We start from the raw sequence: 16,024 nt of genomic DNA, 5'->3' as shown, positions 1-16,024 counted from the left end.
CCCAAAAACAAACACAAAATGAAAAAAATATACCATCTTCTGCTGATTTTCCTGTCTATGCACAGCCTGCATTCTCAAGAATTGTCGATACCTACCTTCACTCAATATTTGGCAGATAATCCATTTGTGATCTCTCCTGCCTATGCCGGAATCGGAGATAATGTGAAGATTAGGATGAACGGACTGACCCAATGGGTCGGAATCAAGGATGCGCCAGACATGCAGTCTTTGGCAGGCGACATGAGAATCTCGGACAATTCAGGAATCGGAGTATTTCTTTATAATGACAAAAACGGAAACACAAGGCAATATGGAGGCAAATTTTCTTTTGCCCATCACCTTATCTTGGACAAATATTACGACCAGTTCTTATCCTTCGGTATTTCGTACAACTTGAACCAATTCCGACTTGAAATCGAAAATTTTAATGTCCCAGATATGGCTGTCCGTGATGATCGTTCTGTTGTCAACCATAACTTTGATGTGGCTGTATTGTACCGATTCCAAGATTTTTACTTCAGTTTTAATGCCAGCAATATCTTGGATAAAAATCTGGATAAATTCAACATCAATGAACCTGGAAAACTTCGAAACTACCAATTTTATACCGGTTACATTTTTAGAGAAAACAGAAACAGCGACTTCGAAGTAGAACCTTCTGCCTATGTTCAATATTTCGAAAGCGACGGACGTTCTTCCACAGACTTGAACGTAAAACTGCGCTGGAAAGACAGCGAAGACTACTATTGGGCAGGGATAAGCTACCGTTTCCTAAACGACCAGATGTTAGAGCCTGTCAACATAGGACCTATGGCAGGATTGAAAAAATCTAATTTTTATTTTGCCTATTCTTATCAGCTTACCACAAACGAGCTGTTGGCCTACAACAGCGGTACTCACATGATTACTTTGGGACTTGATATTTTCCAAGGTGTCAGCAATTGTGCTTGTACTTTCTAAAAATCTTATAACTTTTTACAGAACGCGGGCAATTGACCCGCGTTTCTTTTTTGATTATCTTAGCTAATCATAGTAATCGCCAGTTCTTCAATTTAGTATCCGCCTTCAAAAACTAACGCCACTAATAGTTTTTAGAAATGGATGTTTTCTCAAAAGAAAAACGAAGCAAGATAATGCGGGCCATAAAAGGCAAAGACACCAAAGAAGAAAGACTTTTGGCGAAAGCACTTTGGCACCGCGGGCACCGATATAGGAAACACGACAAAACTATTTTTGGAACTCCTGACCTTTCCTTCAAAAAGTATAAGATCGCAATATTTGTCGATGGAGAATTCTTTCATGGCAAAGACTGGGAAACCGTAAAACATCGGCTCGACACCAACAAAGAATATTGGCTGGCAAAAATTGAAAAAAATAGAGCCCGTGATAAAATTGTTAATGAATACCTAACTTCTAAAGGCTGGCTTGTGCTTCGGTTTTGGAGCAAAGACGTAAAAAGAAAACTTTATACAACTGTCCGGATCATAGAAAAAGAAATAGAAAGTGTCCACAAAAAAATCCATTACCGCGATTTTTAAATTATTTAAAAATTTATAATTATAACGTTTTCGTATATTATACCTGTATTTTTATAGGGTATGTTATTTATTTTTAATATAATTTTATATTTTTACCTATATAAAAACAGGGTATAACTATAAAATAATCAAAATGAAAATAGAAAAACGTTGGATTGCTTCTTTTATCATTATCACCGTTGTTGCCCTCATCGGATTAGTCTATGAACCCAAAACTGACTTTCCTGCTTCCGATTTCGGAAATACAGACGCTATAATCCCTGCTGATGTAGCATGGCTTCTGACAGCTTCCTGTCTTGTCCTTCTGATGACTCCAGGGCTTTCCTTTTTCTATGGAGGAATGGTAGGCAAGAAAAACGTAATCTCAACAATGCTAAAAAGCTTTATCTGCCTAGGAGTCATTAGCCTATTATGGGTAGTCGTTGGATTTAGCCTTTCTTTCGGAGATTCTCTTGGCTTTGTAATTGATGGAAAACACTATGGGATTATAGGAAATCCTGCTACTTTTTCTTTTTTCGACAATGTCGGAGAACATCCCCATCTCAAAATGGCCTCCACCATTCCCTTTATACTGTTTGCCCTTTTCCAAATGAAATTTGCAGTAATCACGCCCGCTATAATTACAGGATCTCTTGCGGAACGAATCCGTTTTATCTCCTTTCTCATGTTTATTTGTTTGTTTACTTTGTTTATCTACACGCCGCTCTGCCACATGGTCTGGCATCCGAACGGCCTGCTAGGAAGTTATTTCGGAGTTAAGGATTTCGCAGGAGGCACTGTAGTTCATATGAGCGCTGGTTTTGCTGCCATAGCAGGAGTACTTGTTTTAGGGAAACGCAAGAACAGCGAACACATTCCCGCCAATATTCCGTTTGTCCTTTTAGGAACAGGAATGTTATGGTTCGGATGGTTCGGCTTCAACGCAGGGTCGGCCCTTGCCGCAAATGCAACCGCGGCCATGGCCTTCGCAACAACAACAATTGCCTCAGCCTCAGCCATGCTTACTTGGGTGTTTTTCGACAGAATCAATGGAAGAAAAGTTTCAGCCATGGGAGCCTGCATCGGAGCCGTAGTCGGACTGGTCGCTATTACGCCAGCAGCGGGGTACATCTCTATTCCGAAAAGTATCTTCTTCGGATTCTTGGCCGCAATTATATCCAACAAAATGCTTTATTGGAAAAAGCTAAAACAGATTGACGATACCCTCGATGTTTTCGCCTGTCATGGAGTTGGCGGCATAACCGGAATGGTGCTCACGGCTATATTTGCACAGGGAGAAAATGCAAGCCTGCTTCACGGCGGATGGAATGTCTTTGCCCACCACATCATGGCATTGGTATTGGTTTCTAGCTTTACCTTTTTTGGGTCTTATTTCCTGTTTCGATTCACAAATTTGTTTATCCCGCTTCGCGTATCCGAAGAATCGGAAATTATAGGATTGGATCTTTCCCAACATGATGAACAGCTAAGACACTCGTGACCTATTAGTAATTTTGTTATCTTTAAAGAAAAAATTACAGATGAAAAAAATTACGCTTATCATTATCCTGACGCTAACTGTAGCAACTTACGGCCAAAAGAAAGCTGATGCTGAAAAAGAAAAAATAACAAAAATGCTAGACAACTGGCATGCCGCAGCAGCCAATGCAGACTACAAAAACTATTTTGACCAACTGACTGAAAATTCGATTTTTATCGGGACAGACGCTACAGAAAACTGGAACAAAAAAGAATTCGAAGCGTTCTCCAAGCCTTATTTTGACAAAGGTCAGGCATGGAATTTCAAAGCCTTAGAAAGAAACATTTATTTCAGCGACGATAAAAAACTGGCTTGGTTTGACGAACTTTTGGACACCGAGATGAAAATCTGTCGTGGTTCTGGAGTTGTGGTAAAAGTCAATGGCGAGTGGAAAATCAGGCATTATGTACTCTCCATGACCATTCCAAATGACATTTCAAATGAAGTAATCAAAATTAAAGAACCGATAGAAAATCCGCTTATCGATAAATTAAAAAAGCAATAAGCCTTTTTTCATTAAACTTAAAAAAGAAACCCGAGAACACTAAGTCCTCGGGTTTTTTTTATTCTGATAAATGCTCTAGCATATCTTTGGTCATACTTTCTAAATCGAATTCATGCTTCCAGCCCCAATCTTTTCTGGCATACGAATCATCGATGCTTGATGGCCAGCTGTCGGCAATCTTCTGCCTGAAATCAGGCGCATACGAAATCGAAAATTCTGGAATATGTTTTTTGATCTCGGCAGCAATCTCTTCTGGAGTAAAGCTGATTCCTGCTAAATTATACGAAGAACGGATCTTGATACTTTCTTTCGGAGCTTCCATAATGCTTATCGTGGCACGGATTGCATCGTCCATATACATCATCGGAAGTTTGGTTTCTTCAGACAAAAAGCATTCGTATTTTCCGTCGCTCAAAGCTTTGTGATAGATATCCACAGCATAATCGGTAGTACCGCCGCCTGGAGGAGTCGACCAGCTGATCAAGCCTGGATAACGGATGCTTCGGATGTCCACGCCAAAAATGTTGTGATAGTATTCGCACCATCTTTCACCTGACTGCTTGCTGATGCCATATACTGTTGAAGGTTCCATAATCGTATATTGAGGCGTATCTTCTTTTGGCGTCGTCGGTCCGAAAACGGCAATACTCGATGGCCAGAATATTTTTTTGATCTTTCCGGCTTTAGCCAGATTCAATACGTGGAAAAGCGAATTCATATTCAAGTCCCACGCAAAAGCAGGATTTTTTTCAGCTGTAGCAGAAAGCAATGCTGCCATCAAATACACATCTTCAATTTCATATTTCTCAATTATAGTCTCAATTTGGTTGAAATCTAAAGCATTTACAACTTCAAACGGACCAGAGTTTACAAATTCAGGACTTCCTTTTCGAACGTCCGAAGCGATTACTGCATCCTTGCCATATTGGCTTCGAAGTTTTTTTGTCAATTCAGTTCCTATTTGGCCACAAGCCCCTATAATTAAGATTTTTGCATGCATTCTTCCAGATTTTTGTTGGACAAAGATAACGATTTCGAAAAACAAAATTTACTTTGGCTCGTTGGATTTAGGAAGAGAATCTGAAAGATTTGTGATTTTTCCGTTGGATAAATTCAGATTTCATAATTTATTCTTTATAATCGCCTCATTCACTAACAATTATTCAGTTGCCAATAAGGGCAAATTTTAATGAACTTTTATGAATATCAGCCTTATTGCCTTCGTTTTCTTATGCAATTGTTTGCTAACTTTGCATTTCAAAAATATTTCGATGAAGATTTATTCCTATATCATGTTGGTGGTTTTTTGCTTTCTTGTTTCCTGCAAAGATGACGAGGCCGCTAGACTTGAAGCCAATGCAAAAGACTCCAAAAAAAATGAGCAGATTTTTGCTTCTGTAGACAAATCGTGGAATTTCAATACTCCGTCGATGAATCCTTCTGTTGCCAACATCATCCAGAATTGGGATGAATGGCGTCTTTTCATGACCGAGCTGAACCAAAAGCCAAAAAGCTCTATCGGCGCGTTCCAACAAAAGGCAAAAACATTATCGAAAAGAGTCATAGACCTCAACAACCATATTCCTGCTGTCTTTGACAAACCCGAAGTAAGAAGCCGTATCATGACGCTGGCTACAAAAGTAAGATCGTTAGATTTATACATAAACCTGAGCCATATTCAAGAACAAAAAGTAATAAAGCTCATTCCTGAAATCAATGAAGAACTGGCCTCGCTTACATCACAGATGGATGAAATCGTAAAGAAAAGCCAGATCCGTCTTGAAGAAGGAGAAGCAGAAATGCTTCAGTCGCTAGGAAAAGATTCATTAAAAACACCCCAGCCGCCTTCCGAACAGCCAAAGCCAAGCAACACCACACAACAAGGAGGAATTATCCCGCACCATAATCCAAAACAAAAAAGTCAATAGCACATTTGAAACCGCACATTCTAAAAACATACGCTAGCACTCCAAAAATCAAGCAGATTTCTGAAAGTCTTGCTGTTCGAGATACTAAAATACAGTTAAAGGGCCTTATCGGTTCTTCGCTGTCTTTTGTCGTGGCCTCATTGTTTGAAAAAAGCGACCAGCCTTACCTTGTTATTCTTCAAGACAAGGAAGAAGCCGCGTATTACTTGAATGATTTGGAACAATTGGTAGGCGAAGAAGACGTGCTCTTTTACCCAGGTTCTTACCGACGTCCGTATCAAATTGAAGAAACCGACAATGCCAGTGTTCTTCTTCGTGCCGAAGTTTTAAACAGAATCAATTCGCGAAAAAAACCGGCCGTCATCGTAACGTATCCCGAGGCGCTTTTTGAAAAAGTTGTCACTCGAAAAGAACTCGATAAAAACACTTTAAAAGTTGCTGTAGGCGACCAAATCTCAATAGATTTTATCAACGAAGTATTGTTTGAATACGAATTCAAGCGTGTTGATTTTATAACCGAACCGGGAGAATTTTCGGTACGAGGCGGTATTCTCGACGTATTTTCGTTTTCAAATGAGAATCCTTTCCGTATTGAATTCTTTGGAAACGAAGTCGACAGCATTCGAACTTTTGATGTAGAAACGCAGCTTTCTATCGAAAAGCAGAAAAAAATCACGATCATCCCCAACGTAGAAAATAAATTCTTCCAAGAAAACCGTGAAAGCTTTTTAAATTATATCAATGAAAGGACAGTTCTTTTTATCCAAAATACAGAATTGCTTTTTTCAAAATTGGACCAGCTTTTTGGAAAAGCAAAAGAGATTTTCGGTTCTATGCAGTCGACCGTCAATCATATCGCTCCCGAAGAATTATTCCTGAATCAAGAGGCATTCATCAAAAAAGCATTGGATTTTACGATTGCAGAAGTCAGTTCCAAGCCTATTTTTAAGACACAGAAGACTTTCGAGTTTCATATTCTGCCGCAGCCTTCTTTCAATAAACAATTTGATTTGTTGCTGAACAACCTCAACGACAATCATTTCAACGGATATAAAAATTTTATTTTCTGCTCTAACGAGCAGCAAGCCAAACGCTTTCACGATATTTTTGAATCATTGGACGAAGCCAATAGCGAAAATATCAGAAAGCAATACCATACGATCGTCTTCCCTTTATATCAAGGATTTATCGACGAAGAAAACCAGATTGCCTGTTATACGGACCATCAGATTTTTGAACGTTACCACAAATTCAGCATCAAAAACGGTTATTCTAAAAAACAGACCATCACGCTAAAAGAGCTGAATACGCTTTCTGTAGGCGATTATGTGACGCATATCGACCACGGAATTGGAAGGTTTGGCGGTTTGCAGAAAATTCAAGTCGAAGGAAAAACGCAGGAAGCCATCAAGCTGGTGTATGCGGATAATGACATTGTGTATGTAAGCATTCACTCTTTGCACAAAATTTCCAAATTCAACGGAAAAGACGGCACTCCGCCAAAAATATACAAGCTCGGTTCGAACGCATGGAAAGTCCTTAAGCAGAAGACCAAAGCAAGAGTCAAGCACATCGCTTTCAACCTGATTCAATTGTATGCCAAGCGAAGATTGGAAAAAGGATTCAAATACGATCCGGACAGTTATCTTCAGGCCGAATTGGAATCTTCTTTTATATATGAAGACACGCCAGATCAGTTCAAGGCAACCCAAGAGGTAAAAGCCGACATGGAGAACGAACGCCCAATGGACCGTTTGGTTTGCGGCGATGTAGGCTTCGGAAAAACAGAAGTCGCTATTCGTGCGGCATTCAAGGCGGTAGACAACGGAAAGCAAGTTGCTGTTTTGGTCCCGACAACTATTTTGGCCTTTCAACATCATAAGACTTTTTCGGAAAGGCTAAAAGACATGCCTGTTTCTGTGGGCTATCTGAATCGTTTCCGAACTGCAAAACAGAAAACAGAAACCCTAAAACAGTTGGCCGAAGGAAAATTGGACATTATCATCGGAACGCACCAATTAGTCAATAAAAATGTGGTTTTCAAAGACCTTGGATTGCTGATTGTTGATGAAGAGCAAAAATTCGGCGTTAACGTAAAAGATAAGCTAAAGACGATTGCCCACAATATTGATACCTTGACATTGACCGCAACGCCAATACCGAGAACGTTACAGTTTTCGTTGATGGCCGCACGAGATTTGTCGGTTATTACGACGCCTCCGCCAAATCGTTATCCGATCGAAACGCAGGTAGTAGGCTTTAATGAAGAATTGATTCGTGATGCGGTTTCTTATGAAATACAACGAAACGGACAGGTTTTCTTTATCAACAACCGAATTGAAAACATAAAAGAAATTGCCGGAATGATCCAGCGTCTTGTTCCAGGAGCAAGAGTCGGAATCGGCCACGGTCAGATGGACGGCAAAAAGCTAGAAGAACTGATGCTGGCCTTTATGAGCGGCGAATTTGACGTATTGGTAGCGACTACTATTATTGAAAGCGGACTTGATGTACCAAATGCCAATACGATTTTCATCAACAATGCCAACAATTTCGGACTGTCGGATCTTCACCAGATGCGCGGTCGCGTAGGACGAAGCAATAAAAAAGCATTCTGTTATTTTATCACGCCTCCGTATTCTGCCATGACAGATGATGCCAGAAAAAGAATCCAAGCTTTGGAACAATTCAGTGAACTGGGAAGCGGTTTCAATATCGCCATGAAAGATTTGGAGATCAGGGGTGCTGGAGATTTATTAGGTGGAGAGCAAAGCGGCTTCATTAACGAGATTGGTTTTGAGACCTACCAAAAAATCATGAACGAAGCCATCGAAGAGCTGAAAGAAAACGAGTTTAAAGATTTATACGAAGATGAAGACAAAGGCGGCGAGAAAGAATATGTAAAAGAAATACAGATTGATTCTGATTTCGAATTATTGTTCCCAGACGAATATATCAATAATGTTTCCGAAAGGCTAAATCTCTATAATGAATTGAGCAATGTGAAGAACGAAGAGGAACTCATCGCTTATGAAAAGAAACTCATCGACCGATTTGGTGCATTACCAAAACAAGCTATCGCTTTGCTAAACAGCATCAGAATCAAATGGATTGCTACCCGTTTAGGAATTGAAAAATTAGTCTTAAAGCAAGGCAAGATGGTCGCCTATTTTGTTTCGGACCAGCAGTCGGAATATTACACATCTAACCAATTCCACAAAGTATTGCAGTTTGTGCAAAAGAATGGCAACTTGTGCAAGATGAAAGAAAAGGAAACAAAAAACGGCCTCCGACTTCTCTTGACTTTCGAGAATGTAAAGTCGGTCAAAAAAGCATTGGAGCTTATCGAAATGATGTAAGAATAAAAAAGCCGTTTAAATTAAACGGCTTTTTTATTTATAGACTTTTCAAGTCTTTGATTACTTTGAAAGCGACATCTACTTCTTCTTCGCTGACAAGAATCGTGAATTCATAGGAAGTTGAAATTACTTCGTTTACGATAATTCCTTCCCAAGCCAGTCGTTGGAAAATAAAGTAATATACTCCAGGAGTCGAAACGTTGTCTTTTGGAAGTTTTACCGTAATAGAAGCCAAATTTTCCCATTTGTGGAGCAATTTCTCGCCCACAAAATGTTTGTCAACTAAATGGCTTACGCTTTCGCTGACCACAATATTGGTTTCGCTGACACCTCTCGAGGAAGTATAGAAAATATCAGAATAAGTATTGATTTCAGAAATCAAGCTGGCTTGCTTGTCTAAAATCTTATCTGATACTGCGAATGTAAAATCGGTAAGCGATGAACGCACTGTAATCTCTCCAATACTTTTCAGTACTTTTAAAATTTTGTGATTCAATCTAAAATCAAGGTCTTCAGAAAGGCGTTTTAAGGCCATGACGACAGCTCCTTGTTTAACCTCTTTTCCTAACTCTTGTTTTAAATCAGGAAGCATATTTCTGGACAGCGAGGTCAGATTGATGATTCCTTGCGACAAAGCACTCAAGAGGAAAGGCTTTGTTTTGATGTAGTGCTCTACAACAGAAGAAATTGTTTTCATAATGGTTATGTTGGTGGTAATAGTTTTACAAACATACAATTTAAAAACAATTTGTTAAAAGCATAACCACTTAAAAATGTAAAAAAGCATCAATCAGATGGTTAATTGTGAAATTTTTGCCGTTTTTATGAATTGATATTATATCGAAGCGCACATCGACATCTAAATTTTTAACAATTACATATTCATTTACAGCTTTTACTAAAAGTTGTATTTTTTTAGACTTTACAAATTCTTGCGGCAGTCCGAACTCAATGCTCGATCTCGTCTTAACTTCAATGATAGCAAGGGTTTCCGCTTTCCTCGCAATAATATCGACTTCTGCTTTTTGAAAAATCCAATTGGTTTCCAGAATTTCATACCCTTCCTTCTGAAGATAGTCTACAGCTAGTTCTTCTCCTAACTTTCCAAGCTCATTGTGGACGGCCATAGTTATTCAAACTTCAAGATTGTTTCTTTGTCGTTGACTTCAAACGTCACATTTTTTCCTAAAATCAAGGCACGATTGTCTTTGATATGCCCAGCTGGAAAATTATAAGCAACTGGTATTTTAAGGTCTTTTACGATATCTTGGATGATTTCCAAAGCATCTTTGCCCCAAGGAATATCGTTGTCATTCATGGAAGTCATTCCGCCAATAATAATTCCCTTAACACCTTCCAGCGAACCGTTTCTTTTGAGGTTCATCATCATCCTGTCGATGTGATAGAGATATTCGTCCAAATCTTCTAGAAAAAGAATCTTGCCTTTCATATCTACTGCTGATATAGAACCTTGGATGCTATACAACACCGAAAGATTTCCTCCAACCAGTTCGCCCTGCGCCTTTCCGTTTTTGTTAAACGGATGAGCCGGAATATGATATTCTAATTTTTCGCCAAATAATGCTTTCCTAAAAGATTCGATGGCTTCTGGCGTCGCCGTTTTTGCACTGATGGCCATGATAGCATGAAGCGTACCGATATCCATGTTGTTGATATGACTGTGCAAGACCGTGACATCGCTAAAACCTACAATCCATTTCGGTTTCTTCTTGAAATTAGTAAAATCAATCCTGTCTACGATTCTCACGGTTCCATAACCGCCTTTTGCAGCCCAGATCGCCTTGATATTCGGATTGTCCAACATTTCTTGAAAGTCGGTAGCACGCTGCCAATCAGCACCAGCCAATTGGTTTTGTTCTTTGCCGATAGTTTTTCCTATGACAACTTTTAGCCCCCAGCTTTCCAGCAATTTAATCCCTGGTTCTAAAGTAGCTAAATCAATTTTTCTGGCTGTGGCTAAAATGCCTACGGTATCTCCTTTTTTTAAATATTCTGGCATGATGACTTTGTTTTGCGCATGAAAGGTTACGAAATTCAATAATGATATTATTATGAAGAATAATTTTAATCGGTTTGGCCTTTGCATAATGTCTATTTTCTGTTAAACAAATAAACGAATAAACGGCTTACTATGCAAGTTGGGCATTGCTTCAAGGCTTGAAGAAATCATGTTTTCTTAATCCTTAGAATTATAGGACGGTTTTAGGTATTTCAGCGCTAATAGATTATTTTTGCATACTTATTATAGAAAATCCATGATACAAGATCCAAAAAGATATACGATTACAGCGGCTTTGCCATATACTAACGGACCGATACACATCGGGCATTTGGCAGGAGTGTATGTTCCTTCCGATATTTATGCGCGTTTCTTGCGTTTGCAGAATCGCGATGTGGCTTTTATTTGCGGAAGCGACGAACATGGCGTGGCCATTTCTATGAAAGCAAAAAAAGAAGGAATCACCCCGCAGGAAGTCATCGATAAATACCATGCGATAATCAAAAAATCATTTGAGGATTTCGGAATTTCTTTTGACAATTATTCAAGGACCTCTGCAAAAATACATCACGATACTGCTTCTGAATTCTTCAGGACTTTATATGAAAAAGGCGATTTTATCGAAGAAGTAACAGAGCAATTATATGATGCGAAAGCCAATCAGTTTTTAGCTGACCGTTTTGTGATTGGAACTTGTCCAAAATGTGGCAATGACGAAGCATATGGCGACCAATGCGAAAGATGTGGTTCGTCGTTAAATGCAACGGATTTGATCAATCCAAAATCAACTATTACAGGAGAAACTCCTATTTTGAAATCAACAAAACATTGGTTTTTACCTTTGGACAGATATGATGCTTTTTTGAGAGAGTGGATTTTAGTCGGACATAAAAACGACTGGAAGCCTAACGTATTCGGACAAGTAAAATCTTGGCTAGACGACGGCCTAAAGCCTCGCGCCGTAACAAGAGATTTAGATTGGGGAATCCCAGTTCCTGTGGAAGGTGCAGAAGGAAAAGTGTTGTATGTATGGTTTGACGCACCTATTGGCTACATTTCTTCTACAAAAGAATGGGCGCAACGCGAAGGAAAAGACTGGGAACCGTATTGGAAATCAGACGACACCAAACTGGTACATTTTATTGGAAAAGACAATATCGTTTTCCATTGTGTCATTTTTCCAGCGATGCTAAAAGCCGAAGGAAGCTATATTCTTCCGGACAATGTTCCTGCAAACGAGTTCTTGAATTTAGAAGGTAACAAACTTTCTACTTCTAAAAACTGGGCGGTATGGCTGCATGAATATTTAGAAGATTTCCCAGACAAGCAAGATGTATTGCGTTATGCCTTGACATCAAATGCGCCTGAGACAAAAGATAATGATTTTACATGGAAAGATTTCCAAGCAAGAAATAATAATGAATTAGTAGCAATTTTTGGGAATTTCATTAACCGTGTGGTTGTCCTGACCAACAAATATTATGACGGAATCGTGCCGCAGCCAAATGATTTTTCTGAAATCGACGAAGCGACCTTAGCTGAATTAAAAGCCTATCCAGCTGTAATCGCAAGCTCGGTAGAGCGTTATAGATTTAGAGAAGCCTTAGGAGAATTGATGAATGTAGCCCGTTTAGGAAATAAATATTTGGCAGACGAAGAACCTTGGAAGGTTATTAAAGACAATCCGGAAAGAGTTCATACGCAGATGTATGTGGCATTACAGATTGCTGGAGCTTTGAGCGTTTTAGCGGAACCATTTTTGCCTTTTACAGCACAAAAATTAGCACGTATTCTGAAAACAGAAAACAATTTTTCTTGGGATACAATTTCCGAAGATTCAGACCTGATTCCAGCCGGACATAAAATTGGAGAGGCTGAATTGCTTTTCGCTAAAATAGAAGACGAAGAAATTCAAAAACAAATCGATAAGTTGGAAGCTACAAAAACAGCCAATAAGGCCGAAAATAAAAAAGCAGAACCGCAAAAAGACTTAATCCAGTATGAAGATTTTGCAAAAATGGATTTGCGTGTCGGAACTATTTTGGAAGCTGAAAAAATGCCAAAAGCAAACAAGCTTTTAGTATTAAAAATCGATACGGGAATTGACGTAAGAACCATCGTTTCTGGAATTGCAGAAAGCTTTTCTCCTGAAGAAATTATCGGAAAAAAAGTTACTGTTTTGGCCAACTTAGCGCCAAGAAATCTTCGAGGCGTAGAAAGCCAAGGAATGATTCTGATGACTACAAACGCAGAAGGAAAATTAGTTTTCGTCAACCCTGATGCAGAAGCCGGAAACGGAGAAACTATAAATTAATATAATTCAACCAACCCTGTCAGCGTTTAAACGCTGACAGGGTTATACGATATAAAATGAATATAAAAGTAATTGCTTTCGACGCAGACGACACTTTATTCGTAAACGAGCCGTATTTTCAAGAAACAGAAGAAAAATTCTGTGCCTTGATGCAGGATTATCTGTCACATCAAGGACTGTCGCAAGAGTTGTTCCGGGTAGAAATACAAAATCTTCCCTTATACGGTTATGGCATCAAGGGATATATCCTTTCGATGATCGAAGCCGCGATGAAGATTTCCAACAAGACCATCAGCGTTGATGTCATCGAAAAAATAATCCAATACGGAAAAGAATTGCTCCAAAGACCAATCGAATTATTAGATGGTGTAGAAGAAACTTTGGAAGCCTTGCACGGAAAATATAAATTAGTCGTTGCTACAAAAGGTGACTTGCTAGACCAACGCCGTAAACTGCATAATTCAGGATTAGGACATTTTTTCCACCATATCGAAGTAATGTCTGACAAACAGGAAAAAGATTATCATGATCTGTTAAGCCGACTGGAAATCAAACCAGAAGAATTTTTCATGATCGGAAATTCTTTAAAATCAGATGTCTTGCCAGTCTTGGGAATCGGAGGCCATGCTGTACATATTCCTTTTCATACGACTTGGGCTCACGAAAAAATAGACCATAAAGTAGAACACAAAAACTTTAAAGCATTAGAAAAGATTACTGATGTTTTGCCAATTTTAGCATAAGTGAAAACTAAACTGGATTTAAATAACTGGCCGAGAAAAGAACACTTTGAATTTTTCAGTAAATTCGAAGAACCATTTTTTGGATTAACCGCCACAATAGATTGTACAAAAGCATATGAAACTTCTAAGAAAAAAGGTGTTTCGTTTTTTTTGTATTACCTGCACAAGACATTAGCTGCCGTAAATGCTGTTGAAAATTTTCATTACAGGATTTCCGAAGGAGAAGTGTATCGCTATGACAAAGTCAATGCCTCGCCTACATTAACTCGAGAAGACAATACTTTTGGGTTTTCGTTGGTCGAATTTTTTCCTGATTTTGAAACTTTTGAGGCAAAAGCTTTAGAAGAAATCGAAAGAGTCAGAAATACGCCTGGCCTTTTCACGAGAAGCTTCGAAGTTGATAATCTGATTCACTTTTCAGCAATTCCTTGGGTGGATTTTACGTCTTTGTCCCATGCGAGAAGTTTTACTTTTCCCGACAGCTGTCCGAAAATTTCTATAGGAAAGATGGTCCTTCATGAAAATGGAAAAAGAACCTTGGCCGTTTCTGTCCATGTGCATCACGGTCTTATGGATGGCTTCCATGTCGGAGAGTTTATAAATAAGTTTCAAGAATTTATGGATTCCTAAAAAACTACTGGTATTGTTTTTGAGCAGGAAGAAATAAAAAATAAACAGGCTATGAAAAAATTACTTTTTACGCTTCTTGCTTTTTACGGTTTTGCGACTTCTTCTTTTGGGCAGACACTGCTTGCCTCGCAACCTTTAGAATTGAAAAAAACGGCCAGCAGCCACCAGATTCTAAACGCCGTAAATAACCAAAATCAAGTTTTTGCATTTGCAGCCGACAAAGAAAGCTTGAGAGCGCTGAAATATAATAACGCCTTGTTTTTTAAAGATAGTATTTCTGCTGCTCGTCCGGATAAGAGTTATGAATTTATGGCTGGCTACAGTTTTGAAGATAATGGAAACCCTTATCTATATTGGGCTTCTGGCGATTATTTCAAAATTCAATCGATTTACTTTGATTTTGAAAATAAAACGGCAACCACTACCGAATTCCGAATTCCTTATAAGGATGAAGCAATTATTTCTGTCTTCAGCGAAAACAATTCCTTCTATATTCTTACCCAATTCAAAAAAGAAGACAAGCTGAAATTTTATTGTTTCAATAAAGGAAAACTAGAAGAAAAAATAATTGACTTTTCTTCTTATAAATTTATAGACGAGAACGGAAAATCTTCTACGTTTAATAAATTGATGGCAGAGAATTCTATTGAAAAAATAGACACGAGATCTCTCAATCCTTTATTTCAAAGTATTTCAAAAGTAAAGTTTTATATTTTGAAAAATCGCATGATTCTGACTTTTGATTCTTTGAGCAGAACACAGTTATTTGATATTGACTTGAATACTTTTAGTATAGCAGAGAAAACAATTCCGTCTCTAACATTGGCGACAAATATTGGCAAGTCAAATTCCTATTTTCACCAAGACAAACTCTACCAAATCAAAGCAAATGATGAAGAATTGATGATTGCCGCTGTTGACATTGCTTCTGGAGAGACGTTAAAAAGTTATGCTGTTGGTCAAAAAGATACTATCTCATTTAAAAATTCACCGCTTTATTCGCAGACAGGTAATCAAAGAGGCCAGGAATTAAAAAACACCAAAAAGTTTATCCAGAAATTAAGAAATTGCGAAGTCGGAATTTCTGTCTATAAAACACCTAATGCAATTATGGTTACGGCTGGAGGTATCAGGGATGTAAGTTCAACAGGAGGGCTTCTTTTAGGAATTTCAGCCAGCTTTGCTATGATTACAGCGGGAAGTTATTATCCTATTGACGGCTTACTTGACACTCAAAACCTGCAATCTATCTATTTTGAAGGATTATTTGATGAAAAATTCCAACACAAAAATATCCAACAACAAGGACTTGCGGTAGATTATATTTCCCAGTTTCAGTATGAAAATAATGTCTCGCTAGTATCCGTTTTTCCTTATAGCGATTATTTTATTATGGGCTATTACAACTCGAAAAAGAAAGAATATGCATTGCGAAAATTTGAAGATTCTAATGACTAATCTCCAAGTT

At 38.5% G+C, this 16,024-nt stretch carries 14 protein-coding genes; 10 read left to right on the top strand and 4 right to left on the bottom strand.

Going from position 1 to position 16,024, the window contains the following annotated elements:
- The first annotated feature begins 18 nt into the window (after positions 1-18).
- From OLM56_RS04350 to OLM56_RS04335, 4 genes are all read left to right on the top strand, one after another.
- Positions 19-960 (top strand): type IX secretion system membrane protein PorP/SprF, encoded by a 942-nt coding sequence (locus OLM56_RS04350; protein WP_182493216.1) that lies wholly within the window; start codon positions 19-21, stop codon positions 958-960.
- 137 nt (positions 961-1,097) lie between these two features.
- Entirely contained in the window at positions 1,098-1,538 is a 441-nt protein-coding gene (locus OLM56_RS04345) for a very short patch repair endonuclease (protein WP_264528448.1), read from the top strand.
- A 133-nt stretch (positions 1,539-1,671) separates the two neighbouring features.
- Positions 1,672-3,018 carry an ammonium transporter gene (locus OLM56_RS04340; RefSeq protein WP_264528447.1) on the top strand — a complete coding sequence of 449 codons (1,347 nt, stop codon included), beginning with the start codon at positions 1,672-1,674 and terminating at the stop codon, positions 3,016-3,018.
- Positions 3,019-3,058: 40 nt separating this feature from the next.
- Entirely contained in the window at positions 3,059-3,562 is a 504-nt protein-coding gene (locus OLM56_RS04335) for a nuclear transport factor 2 family protein (RefSeq protein ID WP_121375826.1), read from the top strand.
- A gap of 58 nt (positions 3,563-3,620) precedes the next feature.
- Here the strand turns inward: OLM56_RS04335 and OLM56_RS04330 are convergent, their stop codons facing one another.
- Positions 3,621-4,562 (bottom strand): L-threonine 3-dehydrogenase, encoded by a 942-nt coding sequence (locus OLM56_RS04330; protein ID WP_121375825.1) that lies wholly within the window; start codon positions 4,560-4,562, stop codon positions 3,621-3,623.
- 271 nt (positions 4,563-4,833) lie between these two features.
- Here OLM56_RS04330 and OLM56_RS04325 point away from each other — a divergent pair, with 271 nt between their 5' ends.
- A complete protein-coding gene (locus OLM56_RS04325; protein ID WP_264528446.1) occupies positions 4,834-5,490 on the top strand; it encodes a hypothetical protein in 657 nt (218 codons plus the stop codon).
- A gap of 47 nt (positions 5,491-5,537) precedes the next feature.
- Positions 5,538-8,849: a transcription-repair coupling factor gene (mfd, locus tag OLM56_RS04320; protein WP_413614434.1), complete on the top strand. Its 3,312-nt coding sequence runs from the start codon at positions 5,538-5,540 to the stop codon at positions 8,847-8,849.
- Positions 8,850-8,886: 37 nt separating this feature from the next.
- On the opposite strand, the gene OLM56_RS04315 is transcribed toward mfd, so the two are convergent.
- The 3 genes from OLM56_RS04315 to OLM56_RS04305 form a co-directional block, all read right to left on the bottom strand.
- Positions 8,887-9,546: an aspartate kinase gene (locus OLM56_RS04315; protein WP_121375822.1), complete on the bottom strand. Its 660-nt coding sequence runs from the start codon at positions 9,544-9,546 to the stop codon at positions 8,887-8,889.
- A gap of 70 nt (positions 9,547-9,616) precedes the next feature.
- Positions 9,617-9,976, bottom strand: a complete 360-nt coding sequence (locus OLM56_RS04310) for a YraN family protein (RefSeq protein WP_264528444.1) — start codon at positions 9,974-9,976, stop codon at positions 9,617-9,619.
- Between the two features lie 2 nt (positions 9,977-9,978).
- Positions 9,979-10,869 (bottom strand): S66 peptidase family protein, encoded by an 891-nt coding sequence (locus OLM56_RS04305; RefSeq protein ID WP_264528443.1) that lies wholly within the window; start codon positions 10,867-10,869, stop codon positions 9,979-9,981.
- Positions 10,870-11,125: 256 nt separating this feature from the next.
- Between OLM56_RS04305 and metG the strand changes: the two genes are divergently transcribed.
- From metG to OLM56_RS04285, 4 genes are read left to right on the top strand one after another with little or no spacing between them, the layout of a single operon-like run.
- Positions 11,126-13,183 carry a methionine--tRNA ligase gene (gene metG / locus OLM56_RS04300; protein WP_121375819.1) on the top strand — a complete coding sequence of 686 codons (2,058 nt, stop codon included), beginning with the start codon at positions 11,126-11,128 and terminating at the stop codon, positions 13,181-13,183.
- Between the two features lie 56 nt (positions 13,184-13,239).
- On the top strand, positions 13,240-13,926 hold the full coding sequence (locus OLM56_RS04295; protein WP_264528442.1) for an HAD family hydrolase: 687 nt from the start codon (positions 13,240-13,242) through the stop codon (positions 13,924-13,926).
- Positions 13,927-14,556: a chloramphenicol acetyltransferase gene (locus OLM56_RS04290; protein ID WP_264528441.1), complete on the top strand. Its 630-nt coding sequence runs from the start codon at positions 13,927-13,929 to the stop codon at positions 14,554-14,556.
- Positions 14,557-14,607: 51 nt separating this feature from the next.
- Positions 14,608-16,014 carry a hypothetical protein gene (locus OLM56_RS04285; RefSeq protein ID WP_264528440.1) on the top strand — a complete coding sequence of 469 codons (1,407 nt, stop codon included), beginning with the start codon at positions 14,608-14,610 and terminating at the stop codon, positions 16,012-16,014.
- The last annotated feature ends 10 nt before the right edge of the window (positions 16,015-16,024 follow it).

The organism is Flavobacterium sp. N2550, from assembly GCF_025947265.1.
GTDB lineage: Bacteria > Bacteroidota > Bacteroidia > Flavobacteriales > Flavobacteriaceae > Flavobacterium > Flavobacterium endophyticum.
This window is presented reverse-complemented; position numbering and strand designations above follow the sequence as displayed.